The sequence below is a fragment of the Streptomyces sindenensis genome (assembly GCF_014649035.1).
GTDB classification, from domain to species: Bacteria; Actinomycetota; Actinomycetes; order Streptomycetales; family Streptomycetaceae; genus Streptomyces; species Streptomyces sindenensis.
Genome location: NZ_BMSG01000052.1, coordinates 1 through 26,592, shown reverse-complemented (window position 1 = coordinate 26,592; position 26,592 = coordinate 1). Strand labels below are relative to the sequence as shown.

25 protein-coding genes are annotated in these 26,592 nt (G+C 72.9%); 11 read left to right on the top strand and 14 right to left on the bottom strand.

The window, feature by feature from the left end:
• Positions 1-55: 55 nt before the first annotated feature.
• The 5 genes from IE145_RS32080 to IE145_RS32060 form a co-directional block, all read right to left on the bottom strand.
• A complete protein-coding gene (locus IE145_RS32080) occupies positions 56-1,252 on the bottom strand; it encodes an alanine--tRNA ligase-related protein (RefSeq protein WP_189528944.1) in 1,197 nt (398 codons plus the stop codon).
• Between the two features lie 262 nt (positions 1,253-1,514).
• A complete protein-coding gene (locus IE145_RS32075) occupies positions 1,515-2,294 on the bottom strand; it encodes an alpha-ketoglutarate-dependent dioxygenase AlkB (protein WP_189528943.1) in 780 nt (259 codons plus the stop codon).
• A complete protein-coding gene (locus IE145_RS32070) occupies positions 2,278-3,513 on the bottom strand; it encodes a hypothetical protein (RefSeq protein WP_189528942.1) in 1,236 nt (411 codons plus the stop codon). Before IE145_RS32070 ends, IE145_RS32075 begins: the two co-directional genes overlap by 17 nt.
• Entirely contained in the window at positions 3,510-4,232 is a 723-nt protein-coding gene (locus IE145_RS32065) for a nucleoside/nucleotide kinase family protein (protein ID WP_229825997.1), read from the bottom strand. Before IE145_RS32065 ends, IE145_RS32070 begins: the two co-directional genes overlap by 4 nt.
• Positions 4,233-4,242: 10 nt before the next feature.
• Positions 4,243-4,899: a helix-turn-helix domain-containing protein gene (locus IE145_RS32060; RefSeq protein ID WP_229825996.1), complete on the bottom strand. Its 657-nt coding sequence runs from the start codon at positions 4,897-4,899 to the stop codon at positions 4,243-4,245.
• 108 nt (positions 4,900-5,007) lie between these two features.
• On the opposite strand from IE145_RS32060, the gene IE145_RS32055 reads away from it, so the two are divergent.
• Both IE145_RS32055 and IE145_RS32050 read left to right on the top strand, forming a co-directional pair.
• Positions 5,008-5,670 (top strand): class I SAM-dependent methyltransferase, encoded by a 663-nt coding sequence (locus IE145_RS32055; RefSeq protein WP_189528939.1) that lies wholly within the window; start codon positions 5,008-5,010, stop codon positions 5,668-5,670.
• Positions 5,671-5,781: 111 nt separating this feature from the next.
• On the top strand, positions 5,782-6,369 hold the full coding sequence (locus IE145_RS32050; protein WP_189528938.1) for a hypothetical protein: 588 nt from the start codon (positions 5,782-5,784) through the stop codon (positions 6,367-6,369).
• A 111-nt stretch (positions 6,370-6,480) separates the two neighbouring features.
• Here the strand turns inward: IE145_RS32050 and IE145_RS32045 are convergent, their stop codons facing one another.
• Positions 6,481-7,584 (bottom strand): citrate synthase 2, encoded by a 1,104-nt coding sequence (locus IE145_RS32045; RefSeq protein ID WP_109197027.1) that lies wholly within the window; start codon positions 7,582-7,584, stop codon positions 6,481-6,483.
• Positions 7,585-7,851: 267 nt separating this feature from the next.
• Here IE145_RS32045 and pdxH point away from each other — a divergent pair, with 267 nt between their 5' ends.
• Together pdxH and IE145_RS32035 are read left to right on the top strand one after the other, a co-directional pair.
• A complete protein-coding gene (pdxH, locus tag IE145_RS32040; protein ID WP_189528954.1) occupies positions 7,852-8,490 on the top strand; it encodes a pyridoxamine 5'-phosphate oxidase in 639 nt (212 codons plus the stop codon).
• Between the two features lie 564 nt (positions 8,491-9,054).
• On the top strand, positions 9,055-10,488 hold the full coding sequence (locus tag IE145_RS32035) for a PAS domain-containing protein (protein ID WP_189528937.1): 1,434 nt from the start codon (positions 9,055-9,057) through the stop codon (positions 10,486-10,488).
• A 274-nt stretch (positions 10,489-10,762) separates the two neighbouring features.
• On the opposite strand, the gene IE145_RS32030 is transcribed toward IE145_RS32035, so the two are convergent.
• On the bottom strand, positions 10,763-11,518 hold the full coding sequence (locus IE145_RS32030; RefSeq protein WP_189528936.1) for an SIS domain-containing protein: 756 nt from the start codon (positions 11,516-11,518) through the stop codon (positions 10,763-10,765).
• A gap of 245 nt (positions 11,519-11,763) precedes the next feature.
• On the opposite strand from IE145_RS32030, the gene IE145_RS32025 reads away from it, so the two are divergent.
• A complete protein-coding gene (locus tag IE145_RS32025) occupies positions 11,764-12,456 on the top strand; it encodes an iron-dependent transcriptional repressor DtxR (protein WP_006126698.1) in 693 nt (230 codons plus the stop codon).
• Positions 12,457-12,988: 532 nt separating this feature from the next.
• Positions 12,989-13,882: an alpha/beta fold hydrolase gene (locus IE145_RS32020; protein WP_189528935.1), complete on the top strand. Its 894-nt coding sequence runs from the start codon at positions 12,989-12,991 to the stop codon at positions 13,880-13,882.
• Between the two features lie 43 nt (positions 13,883-13,925).
• Here the strand turns inward: IE145_RS32020 and IE145_RS32015 are convergent, their stop codons facing one another.
• The 3 genes from IE145_RS32015 to IE145_RS32005 are packed head-to-tail and all read right to left on the bottom strand — an operon-like array spanning position 13,926 to position 17,171.
• The gene (locus tag IE145_RS32015; RefSeq protein WP_189528934.1) at positions 13,926-15,566 is read right to left on the bottom strand and encodes a transporter; all 1,641 of its coding nucleotides are present in this window, start codon (positions 15,564-15,566) and stop codon (positions 13,926-13,928) included.
• On the bottom strand, positions 15,563-16,426 hold the full coding sequence (locus IE145_RS32010; RefSeq protein ID WP_189528933.1) for an ABC transporter ATP-binding protein: 864 nt from the start codon (positions 16,424-16,426) through the stop codon (positions 15,563-15,565). Before IE145_RS32010 ends, IE145_RS32015 begins: the two co-directional genes overlap by 4 nt.
• Before the next feature lie 58 nt (positions 16,427-16,484).
• Positions 16,485-17,171 (bottom strand): bifunctional DNA primase/polymerase, encoded by a 687-nt coding sequence (locus IE145_RS32005; RefSeq protein ID WP_189528953.1) that lies wholly within the window; start codon positions 17,169-17,171, stop codon positions 16,485-16,487.
• A 301-nt stretch (positions 17,172-17,472) separates the two neighbouring features.
• On the opposite strand from IE145_RS32005, the gene IE145_RS32000 reads away from it, so the two are divergent.
• On the top strand, positions 17,473-18,855 hold the full coding sequence (locus IE145_RS32000) for an NsdA family TPR-like regulatory protein (RefSeq protein ID WP_189528932.1): 1,383 nt from the start codon (positions 17,473-17,475) through the stop codon (positions 18,853-18,855).
• Between the two features lie 212 nt (positions 18,856-19,067).
• Positions 19,068-20,630 carry a hypothetical protein gene (locus IE145_RS31995; protein WP_189528931.1) on the top strand — a complete coding sequence of 521 codons (1,563 nt, stop codon included), beginning with the start codon at positions 19,068-19,070 and terminating at the stop codon, positions 20,628-20,630.
• 22 nt (positions 20,631-20,652) lie between these two features.
• On the opposite strand, the gene IE145_RS31990 is transcribed toward IE145_RS31995, so the two are convergent.
• Complete coding sequence (locus tag IE145_RS31990; protein ID WP_189528930.1) at positions 20,653-21,924, bottom strand: ABC transporter substrate-binding protein; 1,272 nt, start codon at positions 21,922-21,924, stop codon at positions 20,653-20,655.
• A 173-nt stretch (positions 21,925-22,097) separates the two neighbouring features.
• On the opposite strand from IE145_RS31990, the gene IE145_RS31985 reads away from it, so the two are divergent.
• Both IE145_RS31985 and purU read left to right on the top strand, forming a co-directional pair.
• On the top strand, positions 22,098-22,544 hold the full coding sequence (locus IE145_RS31985; RefSeq protein WP_189528952.1) for an SCO4402 family protein: 447 nt from the start codon (positions 22,098-22,100) through the stop codon (positions 22,542-22,544).
• A gap of 28 nt (positions 22,545-22,572) precedes the next feature.
• Entirely contained in the window at positions 22,573-23,469 is an 897-nt protein-coding gene (purU, locus tag IE145_RS31980) for a formyltetrahydrofolate deformylase (protein ID WP_189528929.1), read from the top strand.
• Positions 23,470-23,545: 76 nt separating this feature from the next.
• On the opposite strand, the gene IE145_RS31975 is transcribed toward purU, so the two are convergent.
• Both IE145_RS31975 and IE145_RS31970 read right to left on the bottom strand, forming a co-directional pair.
• A complete protein-coding gene (locus IE145_RS31975) occupies positions 23,546-25,039 on the bottom strand; it encodes a zf-HC2 domain-containing protein (RefSeq protein ID WP_189528928.1) in 1,494 nt (497 codons plus the stop codon).
• Positions 25,036-25,629 carry an RNA polymerase sigma factor gene (locus tag IE145_RS31970; RefSeq protein WP_189528927.1) on the bottom strand — a complete coding sequence of 198 codons (594 nt, stop codon included), beginning with the start codon at positions 25,627-25,629 and terminating at the stop codon, positions 25,036-25,038. The genes IE145_RS31975 and IE145_RS31970 overlap by 4 nt, the downstream gene beginning before the upstream one ends.
• Before the next feature lie 337 nt (positions 25,630-25,966).
• Here IE145_RS31970 and IE145_RS31965 point away from each other — a divergent pair, with 337 nt between their 5' ends.
• A complete protein-coding gene (locus IE145_RS31965) occupies positions 25,967-26,341 on the top strand; it encodes an STAS domain-containing protein (RefSeq protein ID WP_189528926.1) in 375 nt (124 codons plus the stop codon).
• Positions 26,342-26,376: 35 nt separating this feature from the next.
• Here the strand turns inward: IE145_RS31965 and IE145_RS33635 are convergent.
• On the bottom strand, positions 26,377-26,592 hold a 216-nt coding region (locus IE145_RS33635; protein WP_268246833.1), incomplete at its 5' end, for a contact-dependent growth inhibition system immunity protein.

Here is a 26,592-nt window from a genome sequence, read left to right as displayed (position 1 = left end):
GTCCTTGCCGCGTCCCGCCAAGTCCACTCGTTCGGAGCCGCACGGGAACGGCCCCTCACTCCTGGCGCAAGCCCGTGACCAGCTCGCGCGGCAGTCCATGCGTGTCGTGCAGGTAGTGGAAGTCCTCCTCGGTCAGCGGGCCCTGGAAGCGGGGGCGGGCGAGTACGCTGCGGCCGCGGTCCAGCAGGCGGCCGAACCGGTGCTCCTCGTCGAGCAGGGTCCGCAGGACGTCGGCCGGGCGGGCGTCCTGGCGGAAGTGGTCCAGGGTGTGCCGGACCAGGTCTTCCGGCAGGTCCCCGAGGCTGCGTGAGGCGTCCTGGCGCCACAGCACCGTGAGCACCCGGCGGACCAGGCGGCGCAGCACGTAACCCCGGCCGGTGTTGGACGGGCGCACACCGTCGCCGAGCACCACGACGGCCGAGCGCAGATGGTCGCTGACCAGGCGCAGTTCGGGCTCTTCCAGCGGCCACAGGGGCGGGACGAGACGGCGCCACGGGTCGAAGACGTCGCACTCGAAGACGGACCGCTTGCCCTGGAGCAGGGAGGCCAGGCGCTCCAGGCCGAGGCCGGTGTCGACGTTGCGTTGGGGGAGCGGGACGAGCGAACCGTCTTCGCGTCGGCGGTGGGTCATCGTCACGTGGTTCCACACCTCCACCCAGCGGTCGTCGCGGGTGGGCGTCGACCGCGGCGGGCCGTCGCCGCTCCAGAAGAAGATCTCCGAGTCGGGGCCGCACGGGCCGACGGGGCCCTCACCCCCGTCGTCGTCCACGCTCTTCGGCCACCAGTTGTCCTCCACCGTGAGCTCCACGGGGACGCCGAGGCCCTGCCACAGGTCGAGGGAATCGGTGTCCGGCCCTGTCCCCGTCCGGTCGTCGCCGGCGTGGACCGTGGCGTGCAGCAGGCCGGGGTCGATGCCCAGGCCCTCGGTGAGCAGCCCGTACCCCCAGTCGAGGCTGCGCGGGCCCCCGTAGTCGCCGAGCGACCAGGTGCCCAGCATCTCGAAGACGGTCAGGTGCGTGGTGTCCCCGACCTCGTCCAGGTCCGTCGTGCGCAGACAGCGCTGTACGTTGACCAGGCGCTTGCCCAGAGGGTGAGGCCGGCCTTCCAGGTACGGGGTGAGCGGGTGCATGCCGGAGGTCGTGAAGAGGACGGGGTCGCCGGGGGGTGGCAGCAGGGTCGAGCCGGTGATCCGGCGGTGGCCGCGCTCTTCGTAGTACTCGACGAACGTCCTGATGAGCTGGTCCGTACGCATGGGGGTGGCTCCTTCGCGTCGTAGCGGGGAGGCACCGGAGAACGGAACCGTTCAGTCACCCGGCCGGGGCCAGAGGCTCCGCGGCACTACCGACGGACCGTTTCCGGTCGCCGGGGGGAGAGAACGTCAGGCGGCGGCGGCCGGCGAGCTGGTCGCTCGCGCGGTCGCGGTGGTGATTCGGCCGGTGACGTTCATACGGCAACCCTAGCGCGGGTCCGGTCGGGAGAGCATGCGCTTTTGCCGTCGGGGTCGAACGGCCAGGTCAGACCGGCGGCATCAGGTCGCTCTCGCTGATGGTGTACGTCAGCCGGGGATAGGCGAAATCCGTCTCCTGGTTCTCCCGGCGCCGCAGCCGGTAGAACTCGCTCCGCTGCTCGTCGTCCGCCAGGGTGAGCCGCGTGCCCTGCGGGAGCCAGGCGTGCCCGTCGTCGCGGAACCGGACCGGGGTCTTCGACGTGCGGAACGTCAACCCCAGCCATTCGTTCTCCTCCGCCTGTCCGGGTCCGGGCGCGTCCAGGACGATCTTGTGCTTGAGCCGCCGGTTCGACGCGACGGAGAAGGTGACCACGCTGTTGTGCGTGAGGGGGATCTCGAAGGTCTCCCCCTCTGTGTCCTTCGACGTGATGACCAGCTTTCGCAGTGGCCCGGATTCGGGGTTGCGGTAGCAGGAGAAGACGGCGATGGACGACTCGTCGGCCAGGTCCAGGGCCTGGTCGGAATGGGCGCCCATGGTCCTGTACGCGTTCGTGTAGCTCTCGAACAGGGCGTTGTTGAAGCCGGTCGGGAGTCCCGCGCGTTCTTGGATCCGCTGCGCCAGGCGTTCGTGCACCGGGCGGAAGCGCTGCGTCGGGGTGCTGTACCGCGTGGTCGTACGCACGAGAGGCACACCGCCCGTCGCGTCGACCCTGGTGAGCACAGCGCCTCGGCGGCCCTTTCCCGCGTCCTCCAGGAAGGCCGATGCCGACAGTTCCGCGAAGAGGTCCTCCTCGGCCGGCAGAGCGGATGAGAGGACCCTTTCCGCGACCCTAGATTCTGGGGGCAACGTAATCACCGGAGTTCATGCTGAAGAGGAACTTGTCGCCGTAGTCGATGAAGGACGCGGTTCTGTTCTCCTCGGCGTACAGCCTGCGCAGGTCCTCCATGCCCTCCTGCGTGGGCGGCTCCAGCTTCACCAGGTCTCCGGCCACCTTGAGGAACGTGTGCCCGTCCTTGTGCACGGCCTCGGTGCTCGAACAGCGCACCACGTACCCCAGGCGGGTCGGGAGCAGTTCGGCGTTCAGCCCCGAGGGCCGGATCTCGTGGGTGTACAGGCGGTTGGTGGACAGCGGCATGAAGAAGACCGAGCCGGGGTGGAGCGTGATGCTGAACTGCTGGGGAAGAGCATCCGCCGTGCCCCGCTCTCCGGCCGTTTCCTTGAGGCGGAAGTGGAGTCGCGTGAGTCCGCTGACGCCCTTCACGCCGTAGTCGAAGGCGTCGCCGGGCATCGGCCGCAGATGGCCGAGCCCGTCGTAGAAGGTGCAGAAGGCCATGATGCCGTTGGCCGGCATGTCCTTGGTCTTGTCGGCGTGGGCCGAGATCCTGGCCTTGGCCTGCTTGCGCTCGGCCGTGGCACGGGTGTTGCGGTAGATCTGGGCGAGAACGTGGTTCAGCGGAGCGTGGTCCCGGAAGACGGTGCCGGCCTCGCGGTTCAGCTCCTCGACCACGCTCGTGTCGGTCGGGCGGAACGTCTCGGTCGGACCCGAGAGGTTCGTGGAGCACCGGAGCAGCCGGAAGTGCCGTTCGTCGCCGTCCTGGGTGACGGGCGTCAGATAGATCCCGCTGCGATGGGACGTTCCCGGCTTCGTGGACTCCGTCAGGGACTGGAACACATGCTCCGAGCTGATCCGTCCGAAGTGGTCGGCGTCGAGATCGAAGAAGCGGCGGTAGTACACACCGACCCCGTGCACCCGCAGGGGGACGCGGCCGAGGCCGACGACCGTCCACGGCCGGCCGGCGTCCCCGTCGTCGCCGTGCGACAGCTCGCGTATCGCGAACACCCTTTCGGCGGAACGTAGTTGGTCGTCGGATATGGCCGACAGGTCGCCGCACAGGTAGACGGTTCTCCCCGTGAGGTCGGGCGGATCGGAGGCGAGCTCCTCCGGAGTGATCGTGGACCCGAAGAAATCGCCGATCGCGTCGTCGCCCCGTACGTCAGCGGGGGCCACCAAGACGTTGTCCGCCTCGTCGACACGGGCCTCCGAAAGCTCTGTCGCGTACGTCAAAACGCTCCCCGTCCTTTCGCGGACATCAAGCGCGGCCGCGCGAAGTCCGTGTTGTCCACCACCGCGTCCATCCTCGGCAACGGGTCCACCTCGTCGAGGTAGAGACGCTCCGCCACCAGGTACCGGTTTCGGTGGATCGCCTCCGCGTCCGAGCCCGCCCAGTTCCGGTCGCGTTCCGCGCCGCGTCGTACGGAGAGTTCGGCGTCCACGTCCAGCCAGATCCGGAAGTCCCAGTAGGCGTCGATCTCGGGCCGGAACGCGAAGACGCCGTCCACGATCAGGACCGAGTCCGGGGCGAGCGGGGTCGTCTCCGCCGCGTGGTTCTCCTGCGTCAGCGGGTCGATCGAGCACAGGGCGCACGACGTCGCCTCCGGGGAGCGGAACGGGTCCAGCAGGAGGCGCCTGGCCGCGTCGTAGTCGTAGGCGTTGCGGTAGTAGCCCTCGCCCGACTCCCGGTCGTACAGGTGCCGGTCCTTCCACGGGTTCTTGAAGTCGTCCAGCGTGGCCCGGAGCGCCGGGCGGCCCGACTCGGCGATGAGCGCGGCCAGTTCGTGGCCGAAGCTCGTCTTCCCCGCCGCCGTGAAGCCGTCGATGCCGATCAGGAGGCGGCCCGCGCCCCGGGCCAGGATGCGGTCCGCGACGGCCTCCGTCAGCGCGCTGCGTTCCGCCGATGCCGGTGCGGGGTGCGGCTGTTGCCAGGTCGAGGGGGAGTGGCTCACGGATGCTGCCTCAGGTCGTCCCATCCGCCGATCCTCGCAAAGGCTCCTGGCGCGCCCTCAGGTGGGCCCGTTCGCCCTGGTGGCCGAAGAGGACGAGCAGTTCCACGGTGCGGTCGTCGTCGGGGCCGAGCCAGTGCGGGACATGCGTGTCGAACTCGGCCGCCTCGCCGGGTTTCAGGACGAGCGTTCGCTCGCCCAGGACCAGGCGCAGCCGGCCGGCCAGGACGTACAGCCACTCGAAGCCCTCGTGGGTCCGCAGGGTCGGTTCCGTGCCCGCCGGGCTCGGGCGGATCAGCAGTTTGTGGGCCTGGACCCCTCCCGGGCGGCTCAGCGGTACGTACGTCAGTCCGTCCCGCGTCACCGGGCGGAGGTGGATGCGCGGATCGCCGGTGCGGGGCGCGCCCACCAGTTCGTCCAGCGGGACCGCGTGGACCTCGGCCAGCGGCAGCAGCAGCTCCAGCGTCGGCTTGCGGGTGCCGCCCTCCAGACGGGACAGGGTGCTCTCGTTGATCCCGGTCCGCTCCGCCAGCTCGGCCAGCGTCAGGCCGTGCCTGCGCCGCAGTTCGCGCAGGCGGGGGCCCACGCCCGCCAGCACGCCGTCACGGTTCCTGGCACCCGACGCCGGTGGCGGCTGATCCGGCGGTGGCTGTTCTGAAGCGGCTCCCATGCGCCCCAGGTTGCCGAAACGGCATGGAAGCTTGCAAGGGCGGCAGGCCGCGGCGCACCTTCCTCCCGAGGAGCAGAAAACAGGGAACGGAAACGAAAGGGATCCGCCATGAGCAGCGACACCACCCGTGCCACCGACTCCGCCGCGTTCTGGGAGCACCACTACGCCGGCGTCGACCCGCAGTGGGGCACCCGGCCCAACGCCGTCCTCGCCGAGGCCGTCACCGCCCTGGCCCCCGAGCCGGGTGGCGGCGGTGGCCGGGGCCGGGCGCTCGACCTCGGCTGCGGGCACGGCGGCGACGCCCTCTGGCTCGCCTCGCTCGGCTGGGACGTCACCGCCGTCGACGTCTCGGCCACCGCCCTGGAACGGGTCGCCGCCGGAGCCGCCGCGGCCGGGCTGACCCACCGCGTCCACCCGCGCCGGCACGACCTGGCCAGGTCCTTCCCCGACGGGGCCTTCGAACTCGTCACCGCCAGCTACTTCCACACCCCTGTGGAGATCCCGCGGGACCAGGTCCTCCGGCGCGCCGCCGAGGCCGTCGCTCCCGGCGGTCTCCTCGTCCTGGTCGAGCACGCCTCGCTCGCCCCCTGGTCCTGGCGGGACGGTCACGAGGACGTGCGGTTCCCCGCCCCCGACGACGTACTCGCCTCCCTGCGGCTCGGCGACGGATGGCGAACCGAGCGCTGCCACGCGCCCGAGCGGACCGCCACCGGGCCCGGCGGCGAGACGGCGACCGTGACCGACAACGTCATCGCCGTCCGCCGAGCCTGAGCCCGCTTGAGCCCGCCTGAGCCCGCCTGAGGCCGCCCGGACTGTCAGAGGCGGGTGGCAGAGTGGACACCGTCGAAGGTCCGGAGCGCCGGAAGGGCCGGAGGGGGAGTCGTGGGGGATTACTTCCAGACCGTCGTCGATCGCGATGCCACCGAGGCGGACGCCGCCGCGCTGGCCGCGCGCGTCGTCGCCTGGCTCGTGGCCGAGGGCGTGATCGGGCCCGACCGGACCGAGCCCGTGCTCGGCCGCGACCCCGGATATCCGCCGGGGCCGCGTATGCGCGAGGTCGTCGACAGCAGCGGCTGGGGCGAGCCCTGGCAGGGCGGAGGGCTCGACGTCGCCGTCACCCGCACCGTGTTCGACGCCGGGCAGTGGGCCGACCCGTCCTCGGCCCGATGCCCGCGCTGCGAGCGGGACATCGCGTTCCAGGACAGGGCCCTGCGGGAGATACCCGGCGCCTGGGACCCCTTCTCCGAGGCGATCGAGGACTGGGAGGCGGGTGTCGAGGCCCTCGTGCGGTGCGCGCACTGCGACGCGTCCTCCCCGCTCGTCGACTGGACGGGGATGGAGCACTGCTTCGCCTTCGGCGCTCTCGGCTTCACCTTCTGGGGGTGGCCCGACCTCACCCCCGCTTTCCTCGCCGCGTTCGACCGCCGGCTGGACGGCCACCGTACGGTCCTGGTGAGCGGGAAGATCTGAGGCGGGGCCGGGCTGCCCCGACCCCGTCCCGTGACTCCGACCCGGGACTCCGACCCGGGGCTCTGCCCCCGGACTCCGACCCGGGACTCCGCCCCGTGACCCCGCCCCGGCTCAGCCCGCGACGATGTCCTCGTAGCCGCTGATCTCGCGCGGATCCCGCGTCCCCGGGCCCACGTACGTCGCCGACGGGCGCACCAGGCGGCCCGTGCGCTTCTGCTCCAGGATGTGCGCCGACCAGCCCGCCGTGCGGGCGCACGTGAACATCGACGTGAACATGTGCGCCGGGACCTCCGCGAAGTCCAGCACGATCGCCGCCCAGAACTCCACGTTCGTCGCCAGGACCCGGTCCGGGCGGCGGTTGTGCAGCTCCTCCAGCGCCGCCTTCTCCAGCGCCTCCGCCACCTCGAAGCGCGGGGCGGCCAGCTCGCGGGCCGTGCGGCGCAGGACGCGGGCGCGCGGGTCCTCGGCGCGGTAGACGCGGTGGCCGAAGCCCATCAGGCGCTCGCCCCGGTCCAGGGCCTGCTTCACGTACGCGGTCGCGTCGCCCGTACGCTCGATCTCCTCGATCATGCCGAGGACCCGGGACGGGGCGCCGCCGTGCAGCGGGCCAGACATCGCGCCCACCGCGCCGGACAGAGCGGCCGCGACGTCCGCACCCGTCGAGGCGATGACCCGGGCCGTGAACGTCGAGGCGTTCATGCCGTGCTCCGCCGCCGACGTCCAGTACGCGTCGACCGCCTTCACATGCTTCGGGTCCGGCTCGCCGCGCCAGCGGATCATGAAGCGCTCGACGACCGAGTGCGCCTTGTCGATCTCGCTCTGCGGCACCATCGGCAGACCCTGGCCGCGCGCCGACTGGGCGACGTAGGACAGGGCCATCACCGCGGCCCGCGCCAGGTCGTCCCGGGCGGTCGCCTCGTCGATGTCCAGCAGCGGCTTCAGGCCCCAGACCGGGGCGAGCATCGCCAGCGCGGACTGGACGTCGACCCGGATGTCACCCGAGTGCACGGGGATCGGGAACGGCTCGGCGGGCGGCAGGCCGGGGTTGAACGCCCCGTCCACCAGCAGGCCCCACACGTTGCCGAAGGAGACGTGACCGACCAGGTCCTCGATGTCGACCCCGCGGTAGCGGAGCGAACCGCCTTCCTTGTCCGGTTCGGCGATCTCCGTTTCGAACGCGACGACTCCCTCAAGACCGGGTACGAAGTCGGACATCAGGCGGCTCCCTCAGTTCGGCGGGCGGCGTGCGGTGCGCGGCGTGCTGGGCTGTGCGGAGGCCACAGCGGCCTGCCCCAAGATATTGGCGGGTTCCTCCGATGCGGGGAAGCGTGACATCCGGCACAGGGCCCCCTTTCGACGGCGTGCGGTTACGGCACCTCGGCGCCGGGCAGACTCGGCCCCTGCGGCAGGATGGGGCCCGTGCCCACACCAGAAGGTTCCACGGGACCCCTCCCGGACGATTTGACCACCGATCCCGCGGCCATGCGCGAGCAGTACCGCTCGGAGGACTTCGTCGAGCGTGACCTCGCCGCCGATCCGATGGAGCAGTTCGCCCGCTGGTTCCGCCAGGTCGCCGTCGGCGGCGTGCTGCACGAGCCCAACGCGATGATCGTCTCCACCGCCGACGCGGACGGCCGCCCGTCCTCCCGCACGGTGCTGCTCAAGCAGTACGACGACCGGGGCTTCGTCTTCTTCACCAACTACGACTCCCGCAAGGGCCGCGAGCTGACCGCGAACCCGTACGTCTCCCTGCTCTTCCCCTGGCACCCGATGGCCCGCCAGGTCATCGTCACCGGCACCGCCTCCCGCACCTCCCGCGAGGAGACCGTCGGCTACTTCCGCACCCGCCCGCACGGCTCCCAGCTCGGCGCGTGGGCCAGCGCCCAGTCCACCGTCGTCGGGTCACGCGAGGAGCTGATCGCCCGGTACGAGGAGCTGGCCGCCCGCTACCCGGAGGGGGAGAGGGTCCCGGCCCCGCCGCACTGGGGCGGCTTCCGGGTGGTGCCCGAGACGATCGAGTTCTGGCAGGGGCACGAGAACCGGCTGCACGACCGGCTGCGGTACGTCAGGACGGGCGACGGGCCGGGCGGCCCCTGGCGGGTGGAGCGGCTCTGCCCGTAAGGCCCCCGCGCCCGGCGTCCGTACAACGCAGAAACCCGCAGGCTCTGGTTCCTCCGTGCACAGAGGAGCCGGCCGGACTTACCGGCGAGCCTGCGGGTCGGTGACTGCTTGGGATTGGCCGGCGACCGGCCTGCACTGCAGAAAGAGTGCGACGACGGGCGTCAGCCCGCAGCCACCTCACGAGTCCGAAGAGAAATCACTTCCGGAACACCTCCTTTCCTGTGTGCTCCACAGCCTAGGAGCGCCCCGCGTCGCGGTACAAACGATTTATTCGTCGGCCTGTGCCGCCCGTGTCGGGCCCAGGGCGCTCCGGACCCTGCGCAGGTCCACGAACGGGAAACCGGTGGCCTCCCGGCCCTCCGGCGCCGGGGTGGCGTCGCCGTCCTGGACCACGAGCAGGCCGCCGCCGCGTGGCGCGAAACCGTCGGGAGACCGGTGGCGGAGGAAATGATTTCGGCGAAGTGGATGTGTGCTGGGTCACGTTCGAGTTGAATGGTCTGACGTGCAGCAATACACGCGGCGACGCGTGGGACGACGGCCGACACGTTCTGCGGGGGGTGCGGAGTGGGTGTTCCCAGGAGCCGGGGGGCCACCGACGAGCTCGGACCGGACGAGGATCCCGGCGGCGGGCCGCCGGGGCGCTCCGCGGACCCCGGGGCCTCGGCCGGCGAGGAGACGGTCCCCGGTGCGCCGCCCGACGGGTCCGAGCTGCTGGCGGCGCTGCTCGACGGGATGGACGCGGCGCTCTGCGCGTTCGACGCGGCCGGCACGGTCACCCACTGGAACCGCGAGGCCGAACGCGTTCTCGGCTGGTCGGCCCAGGAGGCCGTCGGCCGCAGCGGCTTCGCGGGCTGGGCGGTGCGGCGGGCCGACGCCGACGAGGTGCGGGCCCGGCTGATGTCGGCCATGGACGCGCCGGGGCGGCAGGTGCACGAGTTCGCGCTGCTGCGCAAGGACGGCGGCCGGGTGCTGGTGCGGACCCAGTCCGCCGGGGTGCGCGGCGCCGACGGGAAGCCGGCCGGGGTCTACTGCGCGTTCAGCGAGGTGCACGCCCAGATCGACCTGGAGCGGGCCATCGCCCTGAGCGAGGCGCTGCTGGAGGACGCGTCCTGGGGGGCCGTCCTCGTCGATGTCGACCTGCGGCCCACGGTCGTCAACGCGCACGCCGCCCGCGCGCTCGGCGGGAGCCGCACCGCACTCCTCGGCCGCCCGCTCGGCGAGTTGGTCGTCCAGGGGGTCGAGGAGCTGGAGGCCGCCCTGCACCATGTGCTCGCCGAGGGGGCCCCGAGCGCACCGGCCGAGCTGTGGGTGACGCTGCGGACGGCCGAGGGCGAGCGGCGGCGGTGCTGGCGCAGCGGATTCCTGCGGCTGGCCTCACCGCTGACGGAGGAGCCGGTTCCGCTCGGGGTGGGGTGGCTGTTCCAGGACGTCACCGCCGCCCGGCTCGCGGAGCAGGAGGCCGACCGGCTGCGGTTCCGGACGAGCCAGCTGCACCGGGCCGCGCGTACGGCCTGCGAGTACGAGGACCCGATGGAGGCCGCGACCTCCCTGCTGGACTTCGCGCTCGCCGGGTTCGCCGATCACGTCCTGGTCGACCTGCTGGCGGGCGAGCGCCTGGTGCGTACGGCCGCCACGCCGTTCGACGCCCCCGGCCCGTGCCTGCTGGTGGCCGGCGGCTCCATCCCCGCCCGGTACGCCCCCGGCCACCCGGCCCTCCAGTCGGTCGAGCGCACCGGCACCGTCCGTACGAGCGCGGGGGCCGGGGCCGCCGCGTCGCAGGCCTGGGCCGCGGAGCGCCGCTGGCCCCGGGACGCGGCGCACGCACTCTGCGCGGTGCTCCGCAGCCGCGGCCGGACGCTGGGCGTGCTGACGTTCCTCCGCGCGGCCAACCGGGCCGCGTTCGAACGGGGTGACGCGGCGTACGCGGAGACGGTCGCGGCCCGGGTCGCGGGGGCGGTCGACCTGGCGCTGGCGACCCGGGGGGCGGGCACCCCCTGAGGCCCCGGGGTGGTCGCGCGGGGACGGGCCCGCGTCACCCTGCCCACGCGCCGCCCCGGCGGCCCGGCGGCCCGGGAAGCTTCTCCCGCATGCCCCGGCTGCCGGGGAAGCCCCTTCAACGCGTGCCCCGGCGGCCGGGGAAGCTTCTCCCGCGTGCCCCGGCTGCCGGGGAGGCTTCTCCCGCGTGCTCCGGCCGCCGGGGAAGCCCCTTCAACGCGTGCCTCGGCGCGGCCGGGGGCCACGTCGTGCCCGTCCGCCTTCCGGTGGCGCGGGCTCAGTGCCGGTAGAAGATCCGGTCCCGGTTCTCCGTCATGACCCGGCCGTTCCACTCGTGGCCGCCGTCGACGTTCCCCGAGCGCAGCATGGGCGGCTCGACGCCCCGGGCCACCAGCTGCTCGACGGCGGCCGCCAGCATCGACTGCATGATCGCGCTGGTCACCACGGTCGAGGCGGGGGCGAAGGGGGCCTCGACGCCGGGGGCCGTCAGCTCCGCGTCGCCGATCGCGATCTTGCTGTCCAGGACGATGTCGCAGTGGTCCCGCAGGAAGCCGCCCGAGGCGTGCCGGGAGCGGGTGTTCTCCGCGTACGCGACCGAGGTCACGCCGATGACCTTCAGTCCGAGGGCCCGGGCGTTCTGCGCCATCTCGACCGGCAGGGCGTTGCGCCCGGAGAGCGAGACGATCACCAGGAGGTCACCCGCGGTGAGGGGACTGGAGTCCAGGACGGCGGAGGCCAGTCCGTCGACCCGCTCCAGCGCCGAGCCGAGCGGGGCGGGCATGACGTCCACGCCGACCACGCCGGGCACGGTGAGCAGGTTCATCAGCGCCAGGCCGCCCGCGCGGTAGACGACGTCCTGGGCGGCCAGCGAGGAGTGGCCCGCGCCGAAGGCGAAGAGCCGGCCGCCCGCCTCGACGGTGTCCGCGACGGCCGCGCCCGCGGCGGCGATGCTCTCCGCCTCTTCGTCCCGTACCCGCGTCAGCAGGCCGATCGCCGCATCGAAGAACTGACCGGCCAGCTTGCTGTCGCTCATGGGGGAGAGCCCTTTCGACGGGGTGGTGAGGCAGGTGCGGTGCGGGCGTGCGGAGGCCCGGGAACGCCCGTGCCGCCGATCACGTTGCGGTCTGGACCAGTGGACTGTCAATACCGCCCGGCGTCCGCACGCGCACCCACTTCCACCGGGCTTCCACGGGGGCGGCACGGTTGTCGGCGCCATGCGTCAGAATTGGTGCAGGGCCATCGCACGACGTCTTCTAGTCACAGCATCGAGGGGCACGTATGTCCGGACTGATCGACACCACGGAGATGTATCTCCGCACCATCCTCGAACTGGAAGAGGAAGGCGTGGTCCCCATGCGCGCCCGGATCGCCGAGCGGCTGGACCAGAGCGGTCCGACGGTCAGCCAGACGGTGGCCCGCATGGAGCGCGACGGACTGGTCCAGGTCGCGGGGGACCGCCACCTGGAGCTGACCGAGGAGGGCCGCCGCCTCGCCACCCGCGTCATGCGCAAGCACCGGCTCGCCGAGTGTCTGCTGGTGGATGTGATCGGCCTGGAGTGGGAGCAGGTCCACGCCGAGGCCTGTCGCTGGGAGCACGTGATGAGCGAGGCGGTGGAACGGCGGGTGCTGGAGCTGCTGCGCCACCCGACGGAGTCGCCGTACGGGAACCCCATCCCGGGCCTGGAGGAGCTGGGCGAGAAGGCCGAGGCCGAGTCGTTCCTGGACGCCTCCATGGTGAGCCTGGCCGAGCTGGACCCGGGCGCCGAGGGCAAGACCGTGGTGGTGCGGCGGATCGGGGAGCCGATCCAGACCGACGCCCAGCTGATGTACACGCTGCGCAGGGCCGGGGTGCAGCCCGGGTCCGTCGTGAGCGTCACCGAGTCGCCCGGCGGGGTGCTGGTCGGCTCCAGCGGTGAGGCGGCCGAGCTGGACACCGAGGTCGCCTCGCACGTGTTCGTCGCCAAGCGCTGACCGCCGCCGCCCGCCGCCCGGCGGCGGCGCTCTGTTGCCGTGCGGCAACACAACCGTGATGTGCGCTCGCCGGTTTCCGTCCGGAACGGCAGCGCCCGGACGCTGTCGCATGCCAGGCTGATGCCAGGCAGAGGACCTGAGGGTGTCGGCCGGCTCCGGTCGGCACGGTCGGGGAGGGAGCAGGGAATGCGCCCGTCGCAGCAGGACGCGCACCGCACGGCTGCCATCGTTGTCGAGACCGCCGGCGGCCGTCCCCGGACAGGGGGCGGCCCCGGCGTCCGAGGGCGCCGGGGCCGTTCCTCCCCTGTGCTGACCCGGAGCCCCGAGCTCTCAAGGTCAGTTCCCGCGGGCCCCTGTCCCCGAGCGGCCCGCCTCCCGCTGAAGATCTCCCCAGGCCGGTCGGCATCAATCCTTGACCGGTGTCACTCGAACGTGGGGTCTTGGGTGGCGAAACCCCATTTTCGAATATGAGTTCGATAGCCTGGCGACGCGACCACACAGTGATCGAGGACCAGAAGGGGGTGCCAGGACTATGGTGCGGCGCATCGACGTAACCGGAACCGACGGCGTACGCCTCGCGGCATGGGAGTTCGCCGACCCGCCCAAGGAGCGCGCGGAAGCGGCCCGCGCTCCCGGGGTCTTACTGCTGCACGGGCTGATGGGCCGGGCCTCGCACTGGGCCCCGACCGCCCGCTGGCTCGCCGAGCGGCACCGCGCGGTCGGCCTCGACCAGCGCGGCCACGGCCGCAGCGAGAAACCCGCCGACGGCCCGTACACCCGCGACGCCTACGTCTCCGACGCCGAGGCCGCGATCGAACAGCTCGACCTCGGCCCGGTCACCGTCGTCGGCCACGCCATGGGAGCGCTCACCGGCTGGCAGCTCGCCGCCAAGCGCCCCGACCTCGTCCGCGCCGTCGTCATCTGCGACATGCGGGCCTCCGCCCTCGGGGCCGCCTCCCAGCGCGAGTGGAGCGACTGGTTCGACTCCTGGCCGCTGCCGTTCGCCACCCTCGCCGACGTACGGAAGTGGTTCGGCGAGGACGACCCCTGGGTGGAGCGGCCGAGCCCCGCGCGCGGCGAGTTCTACGCCGAGGTGATGACCGAGGGCGAGGACGGCTGGCGCCCCGTCTTCTCCCGCCGCCAGATGCTGCGTTCCCGCGCCACCTGGGTCTTCGACGCCCACTGGGAGGAGCTGGCCCAGGTCCGGTGCCCCGCCCTGGTGCTGCGCGGACTCGACGGGGAGCTGGGCAGGGCCGAGGCCCAGGAGATGGTCCGGGTGCTGCCCCGCGGCCAGTACGCGGAGGTGGCGGACGCGGGCCACCTCGTCCACTACGACCAGCCGGAGGGCTGGCGGGCCGCGGTCGAACCCTTCCTGGAACAGATCGTGGAGGACAACCGCGACAACCGCGAACCGGTCTCGCCGTAGAGCCCGTCGCCCCACCGCCGCCCGCCCCGCCGAGGACGGCGACTCAGCCCTTGCTGACCGCCGCCAGGATCTCCGGCAGCCGGTTCGCCGTGCGCCCGGCCGCGATCCGCAGCCCCGCCCACGCGAGCAACGCCCCGTACACGAGCCCGCCCGGCACCATCAGCCACAGCGCGTCGTGGTGGTCCGTGACATGCATCCAGATCGTCGGCACGATCACCGGCGCGGACAGCAGCGCGGCGGCCAGCATGCCCCCGAGGATCGAGATCCAGGCCAGACCGCCCTGCCCGGGCACCACGTTCTTGAACGCGCCCTCCTGCGGAATCGAGTACGGGAACAGCGCCGAGGCCACCGCGCCCGTCGCCAGCATCGAGCCCAGCAGCGCGAAGGACAGACCGAGCGCCCCCGGCAGCGACCGCCAGTCACCGATCACCGCCGCCGTCACCCCGCACACCAGCACCGTGAACGGCAGGGTGAGCAGCAGCAGGACCAGCGCCCGCGCCCGCAGTTCGACGTACGCGTCCCGGGACGAGGAGATCGTCAGCGCCACCATCCAGAAGGCCGAGGTGTCCTGGCCGAACTGGTTGTACATCTGCATGCCGAGCATCCCGGCGACGAAGCACGCGAAGTAGACCGAGCCGGTGCCCTGGAGGGCGTTGAGCAGCGGCACGATCGCGCCGACCGCCAGCGCCGTCACCCAGGCCGCCTTGGTCTTCGGATCCCGGGCCACATACCGCAGGCTGCGCTGCATCACCGTCGCCGTCCGGCCCTCCGGCAGCAGGGCCCAGAGCCCGCCCCGGCCGGACGCCTTCTCCCGGGTCGGCTCTGCCGCCGCCAGCGTCGAACCGTCCGGAGCCGTCATCAGCTTCACCAGACTCCGCTGCCACATCCACATCAGTGCCACCAGGGCGCCGGCCGTGATCAGGAGCTGGGCGACGGCGGCCCCATACGCCCCGTCCGACGCCGCGTCCACCGATGCCACGGCGGAGGCGCCGGGCAGCCAGCGCACCACACTCGCCGCCGGGTCCAACGAGGAGAGCCCGCCCGCCTGGCCGAGCCGCTGCGCGCCGAAGTTGACGAACTGGATGCCCACCGCGATCACCAGCCCACTGAGCACCGCGAGATCGCGGCCCTTGCGGGAGTTCAGCAGCTGGACGTTGGCCGTGGCCACCGCCCTCGACAGCGCCACGCACAGCAGCATCGTCAGCGGGACCGCGAGCATGGCGAACACCACGCCCGCCGCCCCGTGCGCCAGCGCGAGCACCGAGCCGATGACCAGGCACAGGGTGAACAGCGGGCCGATGCCCACCAGCGAGGACACCAACAGGGCCCGGATCAGCGGCTCGGGGCGCAGCGGCAGCATCACCAGCCGGGTCGGATCGAGCGTGTCGTCACCGCTCGGGAAGAACAGCGGCAGCACCGCCCAGCCGAGCGCCATGATCCCCGTCAGCAGCACCACGACGGTGCCCGCGTGCTCGTTGCCGCGCAGCAGGACCAGGCCGAGGACCTGGCCCGCGGCGAGCAGCAGGCTGAAGACGAGGGAAACGATGAACGCCGCCCTGCGCCCGGCCGACTGCCGCAGCCCGTTGCGCAGCAGCGCCAGCTTGAGCCGTACGAAGACCGGGGTCAGCCCCGTCGTCGGCGCGGCCGGGGCGGACGCGGTGACCGGGGCGTCCAGCACGCTCATCGGGAACCGCCCAGCCAGTCGAGGGAGTCGCCGTTGTCCCGGCCGCCCGCGCCGACCAGTTCGAGGAAGGCGTGCTGGAGCGAGGGCGCGTCGCCGCGCACCTCGGCCAGCGTGCCCCGCGCCTTGATCCGGCCCGCCGCCATCACGGCGACCCAGTCGCACAGCGACTCGACCAGCTCCATCACATGGCTGGAGAAGACCACGGTCGCCCCGGACCGGGTGTAGCGCTCCAGCACCCCGCGGATGGTCTGCGCCGACACCGGGTCGACGCCCTCGAACGGTTCGTCCAGGAAGAGCACTTCGGGGTTGTGGAGCAGGGCGGCGGCGAGCCCGATCTTCTTCCGCATGCCGGTCGAGTAGTCGACGACCAGCTTGTGCTGCGAGCCCGCGAGATCCAGCACGTCCAGCAACTGTGTGGCCCGCTTGTCCACCTCGTCGCCCGGCAGCCCGCGCAACCGGCCGTTGTACGCCAGCAGTTCACGGCCCGACAGCCGCTCGAACAGCCGCAGCCCCTCCGGCAGCACCCCGATCCGGGACTTCACCTCGACCGGGTCCGTCCACACGTCGTGCCCGGCGACCTCGATCTTCCCCATGTCGGGCCGCAGCAGCCCGGTGACCATCGAGAGCGTCGTCGTCTTGCCCGCCCCGTTGGGCCCCACCAGGCCGATGAACTTGCCCGCGGGAAGCTCCAGATCGATCCCCGCGACGGCGACCTGTTCCCCGAACCGCTTCCACAGCCCCCGCACACGGACGGCGGGCCGCACCTCGTGCGACCCGCCCGTCACCGCGCCCGTCACCGCGCCCGTCACCGCGCCCGTCGTCGCGCCTGTCCTCGTACGTGCATCTGCCCGGTCCGGCATGGCACAGCCTTTCGATATCCCCACGTGGTGAGGACACCCTACGAAAGGCCCCGGTGTCCTACGAGGTCCGGGCGCGGGCGGCGGCCGCCTCCCGGGCACAGGCGTACGCCAGCGGGCTGATCAGCTCGTCCACGTCGGGCAGCCAGCGGTTGGCGTTGGTGGGTCCGCAGGCCCACTGCACGGCGCCCCGGCCGCCGACCCGGGTGGGCGGGGCGGCGATGTAGTGGCCCTCGCCGCGGCCGGTCAGATCGATCGCCTCGGCGTTCCAGCCGAGCGAGCGCACCAGCTCGGCGGCCTTGGCCGCGCCGCCCGGCAGCACGAAGAACAGCATCCGGCGGTCGGGCGTGCAGGTGACCGGGCCGAGGGTGAGGTCCATCCGCTCCATCCGGGCCAGCGCCAGGAAGCCCGCCGCCTCGGGGACCTCCAGCGCGTCGAAGGCGCGGCCGGTCGGCAGCAGCACCGAGGCGCGGGGCTGCCGGGTCCACATGCGCCGGGCCGCGGCCCCGCTGCCGGTCGCCTGGCCCGCCCAGTCCGGCCGGTCCGCGTGGGCCCCGGGCAGGGCGCAGCCGGCGTCGCCGCAGGAGCACCGCTCCGCGCCGCCCGCCGCCTCCAGCCAGGTGCCGGGGAACACGTCCCAGTGACGCTCTTCCGCATACCGCACCGCGGCGTCGAGCAGCAGCTCGCTCCGCTGCTGGGGGACCTGTGCGGCTTCCGTGACTCCGATGGGCTTCTCCACGCCCAGCACAACTCTCGCCGTCACCAGGGGTTACGGCCTCCCCTGAACCGGGCCCGGCGCATCGATCCTGCACGCGGGGCGCATCGGTGCATGGGCGGGGGCGCGCGTGAGGCGTCGTACCGAAGCGCGGGTAACCACCTCCAGGACCGCCGCCCGGGACCGCCGCCGGCCCGCCGCGACGGTGCGACGCCCCGTGTCCGTACCGATGTCCGTACCGAATGCCGATGGAATATGCGCATTTCTTGTGTATGTGCCGGGCAGTGATCCCTTTCACCGATCACTGCACATAACCGATGTTTCAGGGGGACATATGGCTGCAAGGCCTCTCGTAGCCCGCCAGCCCAACGAACGGCTCCAGACGCTCATCCAGGAGGCCGCCTGTTCCAACGCGGGCCTCGCGCGCCGGGTGAACATGGTCGGCGCCGAGCGGGGGCTCGATCTGCGCTACGACAAGACCTCCGTGGCCCGTTGGCTGCGGGGGCAGCAGCCCCGGGGCCGGGCTCCGGGGATCATCGCCGAGGCGCTGGGCCGCAAGCTGGGCCGTACGGTCACGATCGACGAGATCGGCATGGCCAACGGCAAGAACCTCTCCTCGGGCGTCGGCCTCCAGTACGCGCCGACCGTCGCCGGGGCCGTCGAGCAGGTCTGCGAGCTGTGGCGCGGCGACGTGGGCCGCCGGGACCTGCTCACCGGGTCGGCGGTCGCCGCGTCCGCGCTCGTCGAGCCCAGCAGGGACTGGCTGATCTCGGGCCCGGACGCCCAGGTCGAGCGGACGGCGGGGTCCCGGGTCGGCATGTCCGACGTGGAGGCCGTGCGGGCGATGACCGCCGCGCTCACCGACCTCGACCACCGGTTCGGCAGCGGCCATGTCCGGCCGGTGCTCGTGCACTACCTCAACAGCGTGGTCTCCGGGCTGCTTTCGGGGGCGTACCGCGAACAGGTGGGGCGCGAGCTGTTCGCCGCGGTGGCCCGGCTCACCGAGCTCGGCGGCTACATGGCGGTCGACACCGGCCAGCCCGGACTCGCGCAGCGCTACTACATCCAGGCCCTGCGGCTCGCGCAGGCGGCGGGCGACCGGGCGTACGGCGGCTATGTGCTGGCCGCCTCGATGAGCCATCTCGCCGCCCAGCTCGGCAACCCGCGCGAGATCGCCCAACTCGCCCGCGCCGCCCAGGAAGGGGCCCGGGGCCAGGTCACCCCCCGCGCCCAGGCCATGTTCTACGCGGCGGAGGCCCGGGGGCACGCGCTCCTCGGGGACGCCCGGACCTGCCACGCGGTGGCGGGGCGGGCCGTCGCCGCGCTGGAGCAGGCCGATCCGGACACCGGCGACGACCCGGTCTGGATCCGGCACTTCGACTCCGGCTACCTCGCGGACGAACTGGCCCACTGCCACCGGGACCTGGGGCAGCCGCACGAGGCGGCCCGGCGGGCGAAGGAGGCGCTGGCCGCGCTGCCGGAGACCCGCGCGCGGCGCCGGGGCATCGCGCTGGTGCTGCTGGCCTCGGCCCAGGTGCAGCAGCGGGAGGTGGAGCGGGCCTGCCACACGGGCACCCGGGCGATGGAGCTGCTGTCGACGGTGCGCTCCAGCCGGGGCGCCGAATATCTCGACGACCTCCAGCAGCGGCTGACGCCCTTCGGGGAGGAGCCCGCGGTGCGGGAGTTCGGTGAGCGGCTGGAACTCCAGGCGGCGTGAGGAATCAGGTGGTCGTCCGGGGTGGTCCGGGCCGCTTTCGGAGCGGCCCGGAGACCCGGCGCGGCGGTCCGGCCCCATAACAGCGTCACCGGGCCGCGGGATGTTACCCACCCTGTGAAGGGGTGGTGAGGGGCACCACGCGCTTGGCGGAGGCGGGCGACCACCCGATAGCGTGAGCCGACGATTCCGTAGGTTCACACGTAGGAGTCCCGGTGACGCAGAGCGGACAGGGCGGACAGGGCGGCGAGCATCAGCTCCCCGCCGCACGACCCGCGCACGAGGGCGTCGTGCTGCCCGCCGACGGCGGAGCCGCCTGGACCCCGGGGGCGCCCCCGGCCGGGCAGGACGGGCAGGGCGCTCCCGCGGGCGGTCAGCCGTGGGGGCAGGCCTGGGGGCCGCAGTCCGCCGGGGCGCCGCAGCCGGACCAGCAGGCGCAGGGGGGCTACGGCTACCCGCAGGCGCAGCCCCTGCCGCCCGTGCAGCAGGCGCCGGGCCCGGAGACGTACCAGCAGCCCGGGGCGTACCAGCAACCCCAGCAGCCCGGCTCCTACGAGCAGCCGCAGCAGCCCGGGGCGTACCAGCCGCAGTACCAGCAGCCCCAGCCCCAGCACGACCAGCAGCACCAGCCCCCGTCCCCGTCCCAGCCGCTCCCGTACGCGCAGCCGCTGCCGCCGGAGGCCGGGCAGGGGGCTCCGGGCGGCCAGGGGGTTCCGGGCGGGGACGCGGACGCCACGCAGTACATCGCGCCCGTCCCGGGCGGGCCGGGGCCCGTGGGGCCGCAGCCGGGCGGCGGGGACGCCGACGCGACCCAGTACATACCCCCGGTGCCGGGCGGAGCCCCGTACGGGATCAGGCCGGGCGCGCCGGGGGACCGGCAGCCGCCCGCGGAGTTCGACAACCTGTTCCGCAGCGAGGAACCGGCGGGCGCCACGCAGCAGATGCCGCGGTTCGACGCGGGGCAGCAGCCCCCGTCCGCGTACGGGCAGCAGGGCCACCAGCCCCAGCAGCCCCAGCACCCGTCCCCGGGCGGCCAGTTGCCGCCGCAGGCGCCCGCCGGCTACCAGTCGGGCCTCCAGGGCTTCCAGAGCCGCGCGGAGGACGACGGGCCCGTACCGCAGCAGAGCGGTGAGGCCCCGCGCCGGCGGTCCGCGCACATTCCGCTGATCGCGGCGGTCGTCGTCGGCTGCGCGGTCATCGGACTCGGCGCCGGCGCGCTGATGAGCGGCGGCGACGACTCCGGCGAGAACGACAAGCGGCCGGTCGCCGCGCAGAGTTCACCGGCCGAGGCGGAGCCCACCGAGAAGGCGGCGGTCGATCCGGCGAAGCCGCAGGCCGAGGCGCTGGACAAGCTGCTGGCCGACAGCAACAACAGCCGGGCCGCGGTGATCAGCGCGGTCGAGAAGATCAAGTCCTGCAAGGACCTGGACCGGGCGGACGCCGATCTCCGGGGCGCCGCCCAGCAGCGCCGCGACCTGGTGACCCGCCTCCAGGGGCTGACCGTGGACAAGCTCCCGCGGCACGCGGAGCTGACGGCCGCGCTGAACCGGGCGTGGAAGGCATCGGCGGCGGCCGACGACCACTACGCCACCTGGGCGCGGCAGGCCAAGAAGCAGAAGCACGTCTGCAAGGGCGGCAAGGCCCGGACGACCAACGAGGCGGCCAAGGGCAACAACCAGAGCGGGGTGGCCACCGAGGCCAAGCGCGAGGCGTCCAGGCTCTGGAACGCGATCGCGGTGAAGTACGGCCTCACGAAGCACGCCTACACGGAGCTCTGACCCCGGCCCGCGCGGGAGGGCTTCAGCTGCGCGGGGCGTCCGTCAGGGCGTCCGCGACATCCACGAAGCCCTTCCGCTGGGCGGTGAGGCGGCCCTCGCGGACCACCTGGAACGTCACCTTGGTGTTGACGATGCGCGGGTAGTTCAACGTGCCGACGAGGTCCTTGAAGCGCCAGCGGAGCGTCGGGGTCAGCCCGCCGGTGTCGACCTCGACGCCCCCGTTGAGCGTGGCCACGACCCGGCCCGGGGTGACGGTCTCGTCACCGATCGCCCGGACGGCCGCCCGCAGCGCGGTGTACGCGATCCAGGTCGTCTGGACGGTGGTGTCGTCCGGGTCGATGCGGTTGTCCCCGAAGGCGTACTTCTCGATCACGTCGCGCATCTGCTGCCAGCGGGAGTTCTTCGCGTCGGGGTACCAGCCGGTGACGTAGGCGCCCTCGAACGGGCTGTTCCGGCCGCCCGTGCGGTCGATGAGCGGCTGGTTGACGCTGCCCAGCACGGAGGAGATCCTGACCTGCTCGCCGTCCGGCTCCAGCCGGCGGAAGGAGTCGAAGAACGTCTCCGTACGGGCGCCCAGCACCGCCGTCACACAGCCGCCGCCGGACCGCTCCAGCGCCTGCGTGGCCTGCTCGTCGTAGGACGTGGCGTCCAGCGGGGCCAGGATGTCGGTCGAGGCGGGCCGGTTCGCGGCCAGCAGCCCGTTGTTGAGGAGCGGCGGCATGCCGTCGCCGCCGATCGAGTCGGGCCGCACCAGCGAGACCCGGGTGCAACTGCCGCCCAACTGCTGCCCGTGGCCCGCCAGCAGAGCCGACTGGCCGCCGTTGACCGGGTAGGAGAGGTAGCTGCTGAACTCCTCGGTGGAGGCGCCGTACCCGCCGATGTACGGGACGCCGCCCGCCTCCAGCGCCGGCATGAAGCTCTGCCCGTGGCGGCTGTACGAACCGACGACGGCGGCCACCTTCTTGTCGACGGCCTCCCGCGCGCACCGCTCGGCGCCGATCGACGTGTCGCCCTCGTCGCAGACGATCACCCGCAGCTCGCGCCCGTCGATGCCGCCGGTGTCGTTGACCCAGCGGGCGTACGTCTGCGCCATCGCGGGCACCCCGGCCATCTTCACCGCGTTGATGTCCTCGGACCGGTCGGGGGCCCAGGTCATCACGGTGACGGGCTCCCTGGATCCCCCCGTGGTTCCAGGGAGCACGCCGCAGCCGGACAGCAGAAGCGCCCCCGCCGCCGCCGCGCTGATAACGCCCGGGAAGGAGCGGGGAAGGGTGGGGCGTCGCCGTCCGGTCATGGCAAGGACCCTTCCGGGCCCGGGGTAACGGCGCGGTGTGCCGTCCTCAACGCTCGGTGACGTCCAGGTGAATTGCGGGGGCCCGTGCGGAGGCGCGGTGAAGGAACGTACGATCGAGCACCGTGCAGCAAGGTTCGGAGAACTCTTCCCGTCGCGGCCGTCGCTCCTCCACCATGGGCGGCATGCCGCTCACTGACATGCCGTGGTGGCGCTGGCGCACCAACGTGCGCTCGGCGCTGCACATGCTCTCCGACCCCGTCTTCCACCACGAGTGCTGGCTCGCCGGCCGGGAGGGGTACGGGGACGTCACCGACGCCGTGTACCGCCTGGTCGAGGACACCTGGCTCGACAACTGGTCCGCCGAGAAGTACATCGGCACCATATTCAGGGACTCCGCCGAGGCCGCCGCCGTGGACGCCGCCGCCCTGCGGGTGCTGCGGATCATGCACCAGGTCGGCGCGGACGCCCCCGTCTCCGCCTATCTGGAGCACCACGGCTGGCCCGAGGCCGTCCACGCGGCCCGCGAGGCCCATGTGATGCTCACCACCAACGACGCGGAGGATCCGGACATACCGCCCCGCTCGCTGGACGTCATCCGCATCATGACCAGGGCCGCCTAGCACCGGCCGGGTGTGGCACGCTACAAGGATGACCGCGCCACAGCCCGCCTCCGCCGCCATCCCGGACGCCGCCGCGACCGAGCAGTACGTCCTCACGCTCTCCTGCCCCGACAAACAGGGCATCGTGCACGCCGTGTCCAGCTATCTCTTCATGACCGGCTGCAACATCGAGGACAGCCAGCAGTTCGGGGACCACGACACGGGTCTGTTCTTCATGCGCGTCCACTTCTCGGCGGATGCCACGGTGACCGTGGACAAGCTGCGCGCCAGCTTCGCCGCGATCGGCGAGGCCTTCCGGATGGAGTGGCAGATCCACCGGTCCGCGGAGCGCATGCGGGTCGTGCTGATGGTCAGCAAGTTCGGCCACTGCCTCAACGACCTGCTGTTCCGGTCCCGTACCGGCGCGCTGCCGGTCGAGATCGTGGCCGTCGTCTCCAACCACACCGACTTCGCCGAGCTCGTCGCCTCGTACGGCATCCCCTTCCGGCACCTCCCGGTGACGAAGGACAACAAGCCGGAGGCGGAGGCGGCGCTGCTGGAGCTGGTCCGCGAGGAGAACGTCGAGCTGGTGGTCCTGGCCCGCTACATGCAGGTCCTCTCCGACGACCTGTGCAAGCAGCTCAGCGGCCGGATCATCAACATCCACCACTCGTTCCTGCCGAGCTTCAAGGGCGCCAAGCCCTACCACCAGGCGCACGCCCGGGGCGTGAAGCTGATCGGCGCGACCGCGCACTATGTCACCGCCGACCTCGACGAGGGCCCGATCATCGAGCAGGAGGTCGAGCGCGTCGGCCACGACGTGACCCCCGACCAGCTGGTGGCCATCGGCCGGGACGTGGAGTGCCAGGCGCTGGCGCGCGCGGTGAAGTGGCACGCGGAGCGGCGCATCCTGCTCAACGGCCGCCGCACGGTGATCTTCGCGTAGCGGCGCGGCCCGCCGGGGCCGGGTGGACAGCCGGCTGAGACGCCCGGCCCGGTTTCGGAGCCGGCTGAGCGGGGCTTCAGAGTCGACTGAGCGAGGCCGCCGCGAACAGCACGTCGCGGATGGCCTCGCGGTCGCCCTCCTGGCCCGCCGCCGCTTCCACCGGCGAGATGTGGCCCGCCACGAGCCGGCAGAACTCCACCCCGTCCAGCGCGACCTGTGCCACCGCCCGCTCGGGCGCGCCGACGGCGGCGGGGGAGTCCAACGCGATGTACCAGTCGCCTCCGCCGTGGCCCTCGATCTCCAGATGGAGCGAGCGGCCCGGCGCCCCGGCCGTGACCAGGTCCTTCGCCGGCCCGGCCAGCCCGGTGCCGCGGCGGCCCGCGAGGGCGCCGGGCAGCATCCGGGCCGCCAGGTCGATCATCCGGTGCAGATGGGCCGCGGACGGGGCCGGGTACGGGTAGTCGACGGCGTCGGCGATGTCCCCGCCGTGCACCCAGCACTCGAACGCCCGGTCCAGGGCCGCGTCCTGGAGCGGCAGGGCGAAGGCACCGTAGGAGACGGACGTCTCGGCGACGTTGCGCCCGGCGAAGGACGCCGTACGGATCAGCTCGTGGCTCTGGGCGCGCCAGGGCTCACGGACGGCCCGGGTGGGCGGCCGGCGCGTCGCCGACCAGTACGTCTCGGTCCGCTCGGTGGGGTCCAGCGGTGCCCCGCCGCCGTCGAGCGGGTCGTCGAGCCCGAGCGCGGCGGACAGCAGCCCGTCGACGGCCATCAGATGTCCGATCACCCCGGCGACCGAGGTCCGGCGGCTGACCTGGCGCTCCTCCTCGAACCACTGGAGCCGCACCGGGGCGTGCCACTCGGAGTCCCCGATGTCCCGGAGCAGCGCGTCGAGCCGGGCGGTCTCGGCGTCGTACGGGGCGGCCCACTCCGGCACCGGTATCCGGGCCGGGCGGCGGCCGAAGCAGCCGTCCAGTACCCGGGTGCGGAGCGTCGGGTCGAGGTCCAGCGAGCCGTCGGTGTGCAGCAGCCCCACCGCGTCCCGCAGCCGCAGTGCCTCGTCCGCGCACGGGGCGCACCCCGTGAGGTGGTCCTCCACGGCGGCAGTCTCCTCCGCCGAGCAGGCGGACAGCGCCCAGGCGCCGAGGAGGGCCTTGAGGACCTGGTGGGGGAGGTCGACCGGGGCGGAGCTCACGAAGGGCTCCGGGGAGCGGTCCGCCGGCCCGCCGTCGGCCGCGTCCGGCCCGGGGGCCGGGGCGAGGTCGGGGCCGGGGCCGGGAACCGGTTCCGCGGCCGGAGGCTCGGATTCCTCCGGCTCCGGTTCCGCGGCCGGAGGCTCGGGCTCGTCCCGCTCAGGCTTCGCGGCCGGAGGCTCGGGTTCATTCCGCTCCGGCTTCGGGGCCGACTGGTCCGGGACGGCTTCGTCCGGGGCGGTCCCGCCGGGCGGCGGCAGGGGAGGCAGCGGGACGGACGCCAGGTCGAGGTCGTCCGCCGCCCCGCGCGGGCCCGGTATCCGCCGGGCGCCGCGCACCTCCTCGCCACCCTCGCTCTCGCGTCCGTCGCCGTTCACCGGACCCGTCCGTAACCGGGTGGCGCCGACCCTTCGAGCGGGCGGGCGCTCGCCGTGGAGAGCAGCTGGAGCCCCAGCCGGAGCCGACGGCGCGCCTCGTCCTCGGTGACCCCCAGATCGGCGGCGGTCTGCCGGTAGTCCCGCCGGTGGATGTACGCCAGCTCCAGGGCCTCCCGCAGGGGTACGGGCATCGAGGAGACGATGTAGTCGGCACGGGCGGCGGACGTGGCGCTGCGCACCCGCCGCTCCAGCTCCTCCGGGTCGGGCACCGCGCCCTCGCCGTGCTCCGTCTCGTAACGGGAGGCCGCGGCGTGCCGCAGCCGCTGGACGGACCGGCGGTGGGTGAGGCGGGCCACCCAGGAACGCATCGAGCCCTGCTTCGGGTCGTACGCCTCGGGGTTCTCCCAGACCTGGGCGAAGACCTCGCGGGTCACCAGGTCGGCGGCGTCCTCGTCGTCGAGCATCCGGTGCGCCTGGCTGTGGACGAGGGCCGCGAACCGGTCGTAGAGCTCGCCGAGGGCAGCCGCCTCACCGCGGGCCAGCCTCTGCTGCATCCTGCGGTCCCAGCGGGGTGCCGTGTCCTTCGCCATGAACCCCCCAGCCCCCGGCCCTGTTCTGCGTTCCGCCCAGCTCCGTGATGCACCCTGTGCCCGTGTGGACCGAATGTAGTCCGCCCGGTGCGCGGTGCACGCGCCTTTGAAGCAACTCTCTTCCCGCGGCGCGTGGCCGACGACGGTAGTCGATTTTCGGCCCCGCTGCCTCCCTGACCGCTCCGACCAGCGAAAACGGGCCGAACTGCGCCTTTACGCCGGAAACCTCCTGGGCCTTCGTGCGCGCTTCGGTGTTTCATGGGGGTGCGGTGGGGCAGCCGCGAGGAGGAACGGAAACTTCCGGATTGCCGGGAGCCCCGGAACGAGAGGTCCAGTCGTGACGCTCAAGGTGGACGAGGCGGAGCAGGGGTCCTGGGCCGTGCTGCGCATAAGCGGTGAACTCGATCTGGTGACCTCGCCCGTCGTGCGCCAGTCCGTCCACGACGCGGTCGCGGAGGGGCAGCACGACGTGGTGCTCGATCTGTCCGAGGTGTTCTTCTGCGACTCCAGCGGCGTCGGCGTGCTGATCGCCTCGCGCCGGCTGATGAAGTCCTGCGGCGGCCGACTGCGGCTGATCCTCCCGGCCCGGGGCGCGGAGGACGGCTCGCACGTCAACAAGGTGCTCGGCGCGCTCGGCGTGCGTCGGCTCTTCGACGTCTACCCCGACGCGCTGTCGGCCACCGACGAGGCGTGCGGGCCGCTGAGCGCCTGAAGCGGCGGCCTGCCGCCGGGCCGAAACCGGCTGCGTCAGCCGTACTCGGGTCGGCCCGCCGCGAGCTGGCTCGCCACCGCCCGGAGCCATCCTTCCGCGCTGAACGGGGCCGGGGGCTCGACCTCCATTCCCAGTTCGCTCACGGCGACGCCGTAGTCGCCGTCCTCCAGCCCCAGCGCCAGTAGTTCATTGAGCTTCTTCAGCGTTGCCGCTCCAGTGTGAGGACAGCTTTGGCGATTGACGTCATGCGG

Coding starts and splice junctions, on each gene's coding strand:
- IE145_RS32025 (WP_006126698.1), top strand. CDS start 11,764: ATGTCCGGACTGATCGACACCACGGAGATGTATCTCCGCACCATCCTC.
- pdxH (WP_189528954.1), top strand. CDS start 7,852: ATGCGCGAGCAGTACCGCTCGGAGGACTTCGTCGAGCGTGACCTCGCC.
- IE145_RS32060 (WP_229825996.1), bottom strand. CDS start 4,899: ATGGGAGCCGCTTCAGAACAGCCACCGCCGGATCAGCCGCCACCGGCG.
- IE145_RS32010 (WP_189528933.1), bottom strand. CDS start 16,426: ATGCCGGACCGGGCAGATGCACGTACGAGGACAGGCGCGACGACGGGC.
- IE145_RS32030 (WP_189528936.1), bottom strand. CDS start 11,518: ATGAGCGACAGCAAGCTGGCCGGTCAGTTCTTCGATGCGGCGATCGGC.
- purU (WP_189528929.1), top strand. CDS start 22,573: ATGACCGCGCCACAGCCCGCCTCCGCCGCCATCCCGGACGCCGCCGCG.
- IE145_RS32080 (WP_189528944.1), bottom strand. CDS start 1,252: ATGCGTACGGACCAGCTCATCAGGACGTTCGTCGAGTACTACGAAGAG.
- IE145_RS32045 (WP_109197027.1), bottom strand. CDS start 7,584: ATGTCCGACTTCGTACCCGGTCTTGAGGGAGTCGTCGCGTTCGAAACG.
- IE145_RS31985 (WP_189528952.1), top strand. CDS start 22,098: ATGGGCGGCATGCCGCTCACTGACATGCCGTGGTGGCGCTGGCGCACC.
- IE145_RS32020 (WP_189528935.1), top strand. CDS start 12,989: ATGGTGCGGCGCATCGACGTAACCGGAACCGACGGCGTACGCCTCGCG.
- IE145_RS32015 (WP_189528934.1), bottom strand. CDS start 15,566: ATGAGCGTGCTGGACGCCCCGGTCACCGCGTCCGCCCCGGCCGCGCCG.
- IE145_RS32000 (WP_189528932.1), top strand. CDS start 17,473: ATGGCTGCAAGGCCTCTCGTAGCCCGCCAGCCCAACGAACGGCTCCAG.
- IE145_RS31970 (WP_189528927.1), bottom strand. CDS start 25,629: ATGGCGAAGGACACGGCACCCCGCTGGGACCGCAGGATGCAGCAGAGG.
- IE145_RS31990 (WP_189528930.1), bottom strand. CDS start 21,924: ATGACCGGACGGCGACGCCCCACCCTTCCCCGCTCCTTCCCGGGCGTT.
- IE145_RS32055 (WP_189528939.1), top strand. CDS start 5,008: ATGAGCAGCGACACCACCCGTGCCACCGACTCCGCCGCGTTCTGGGAG.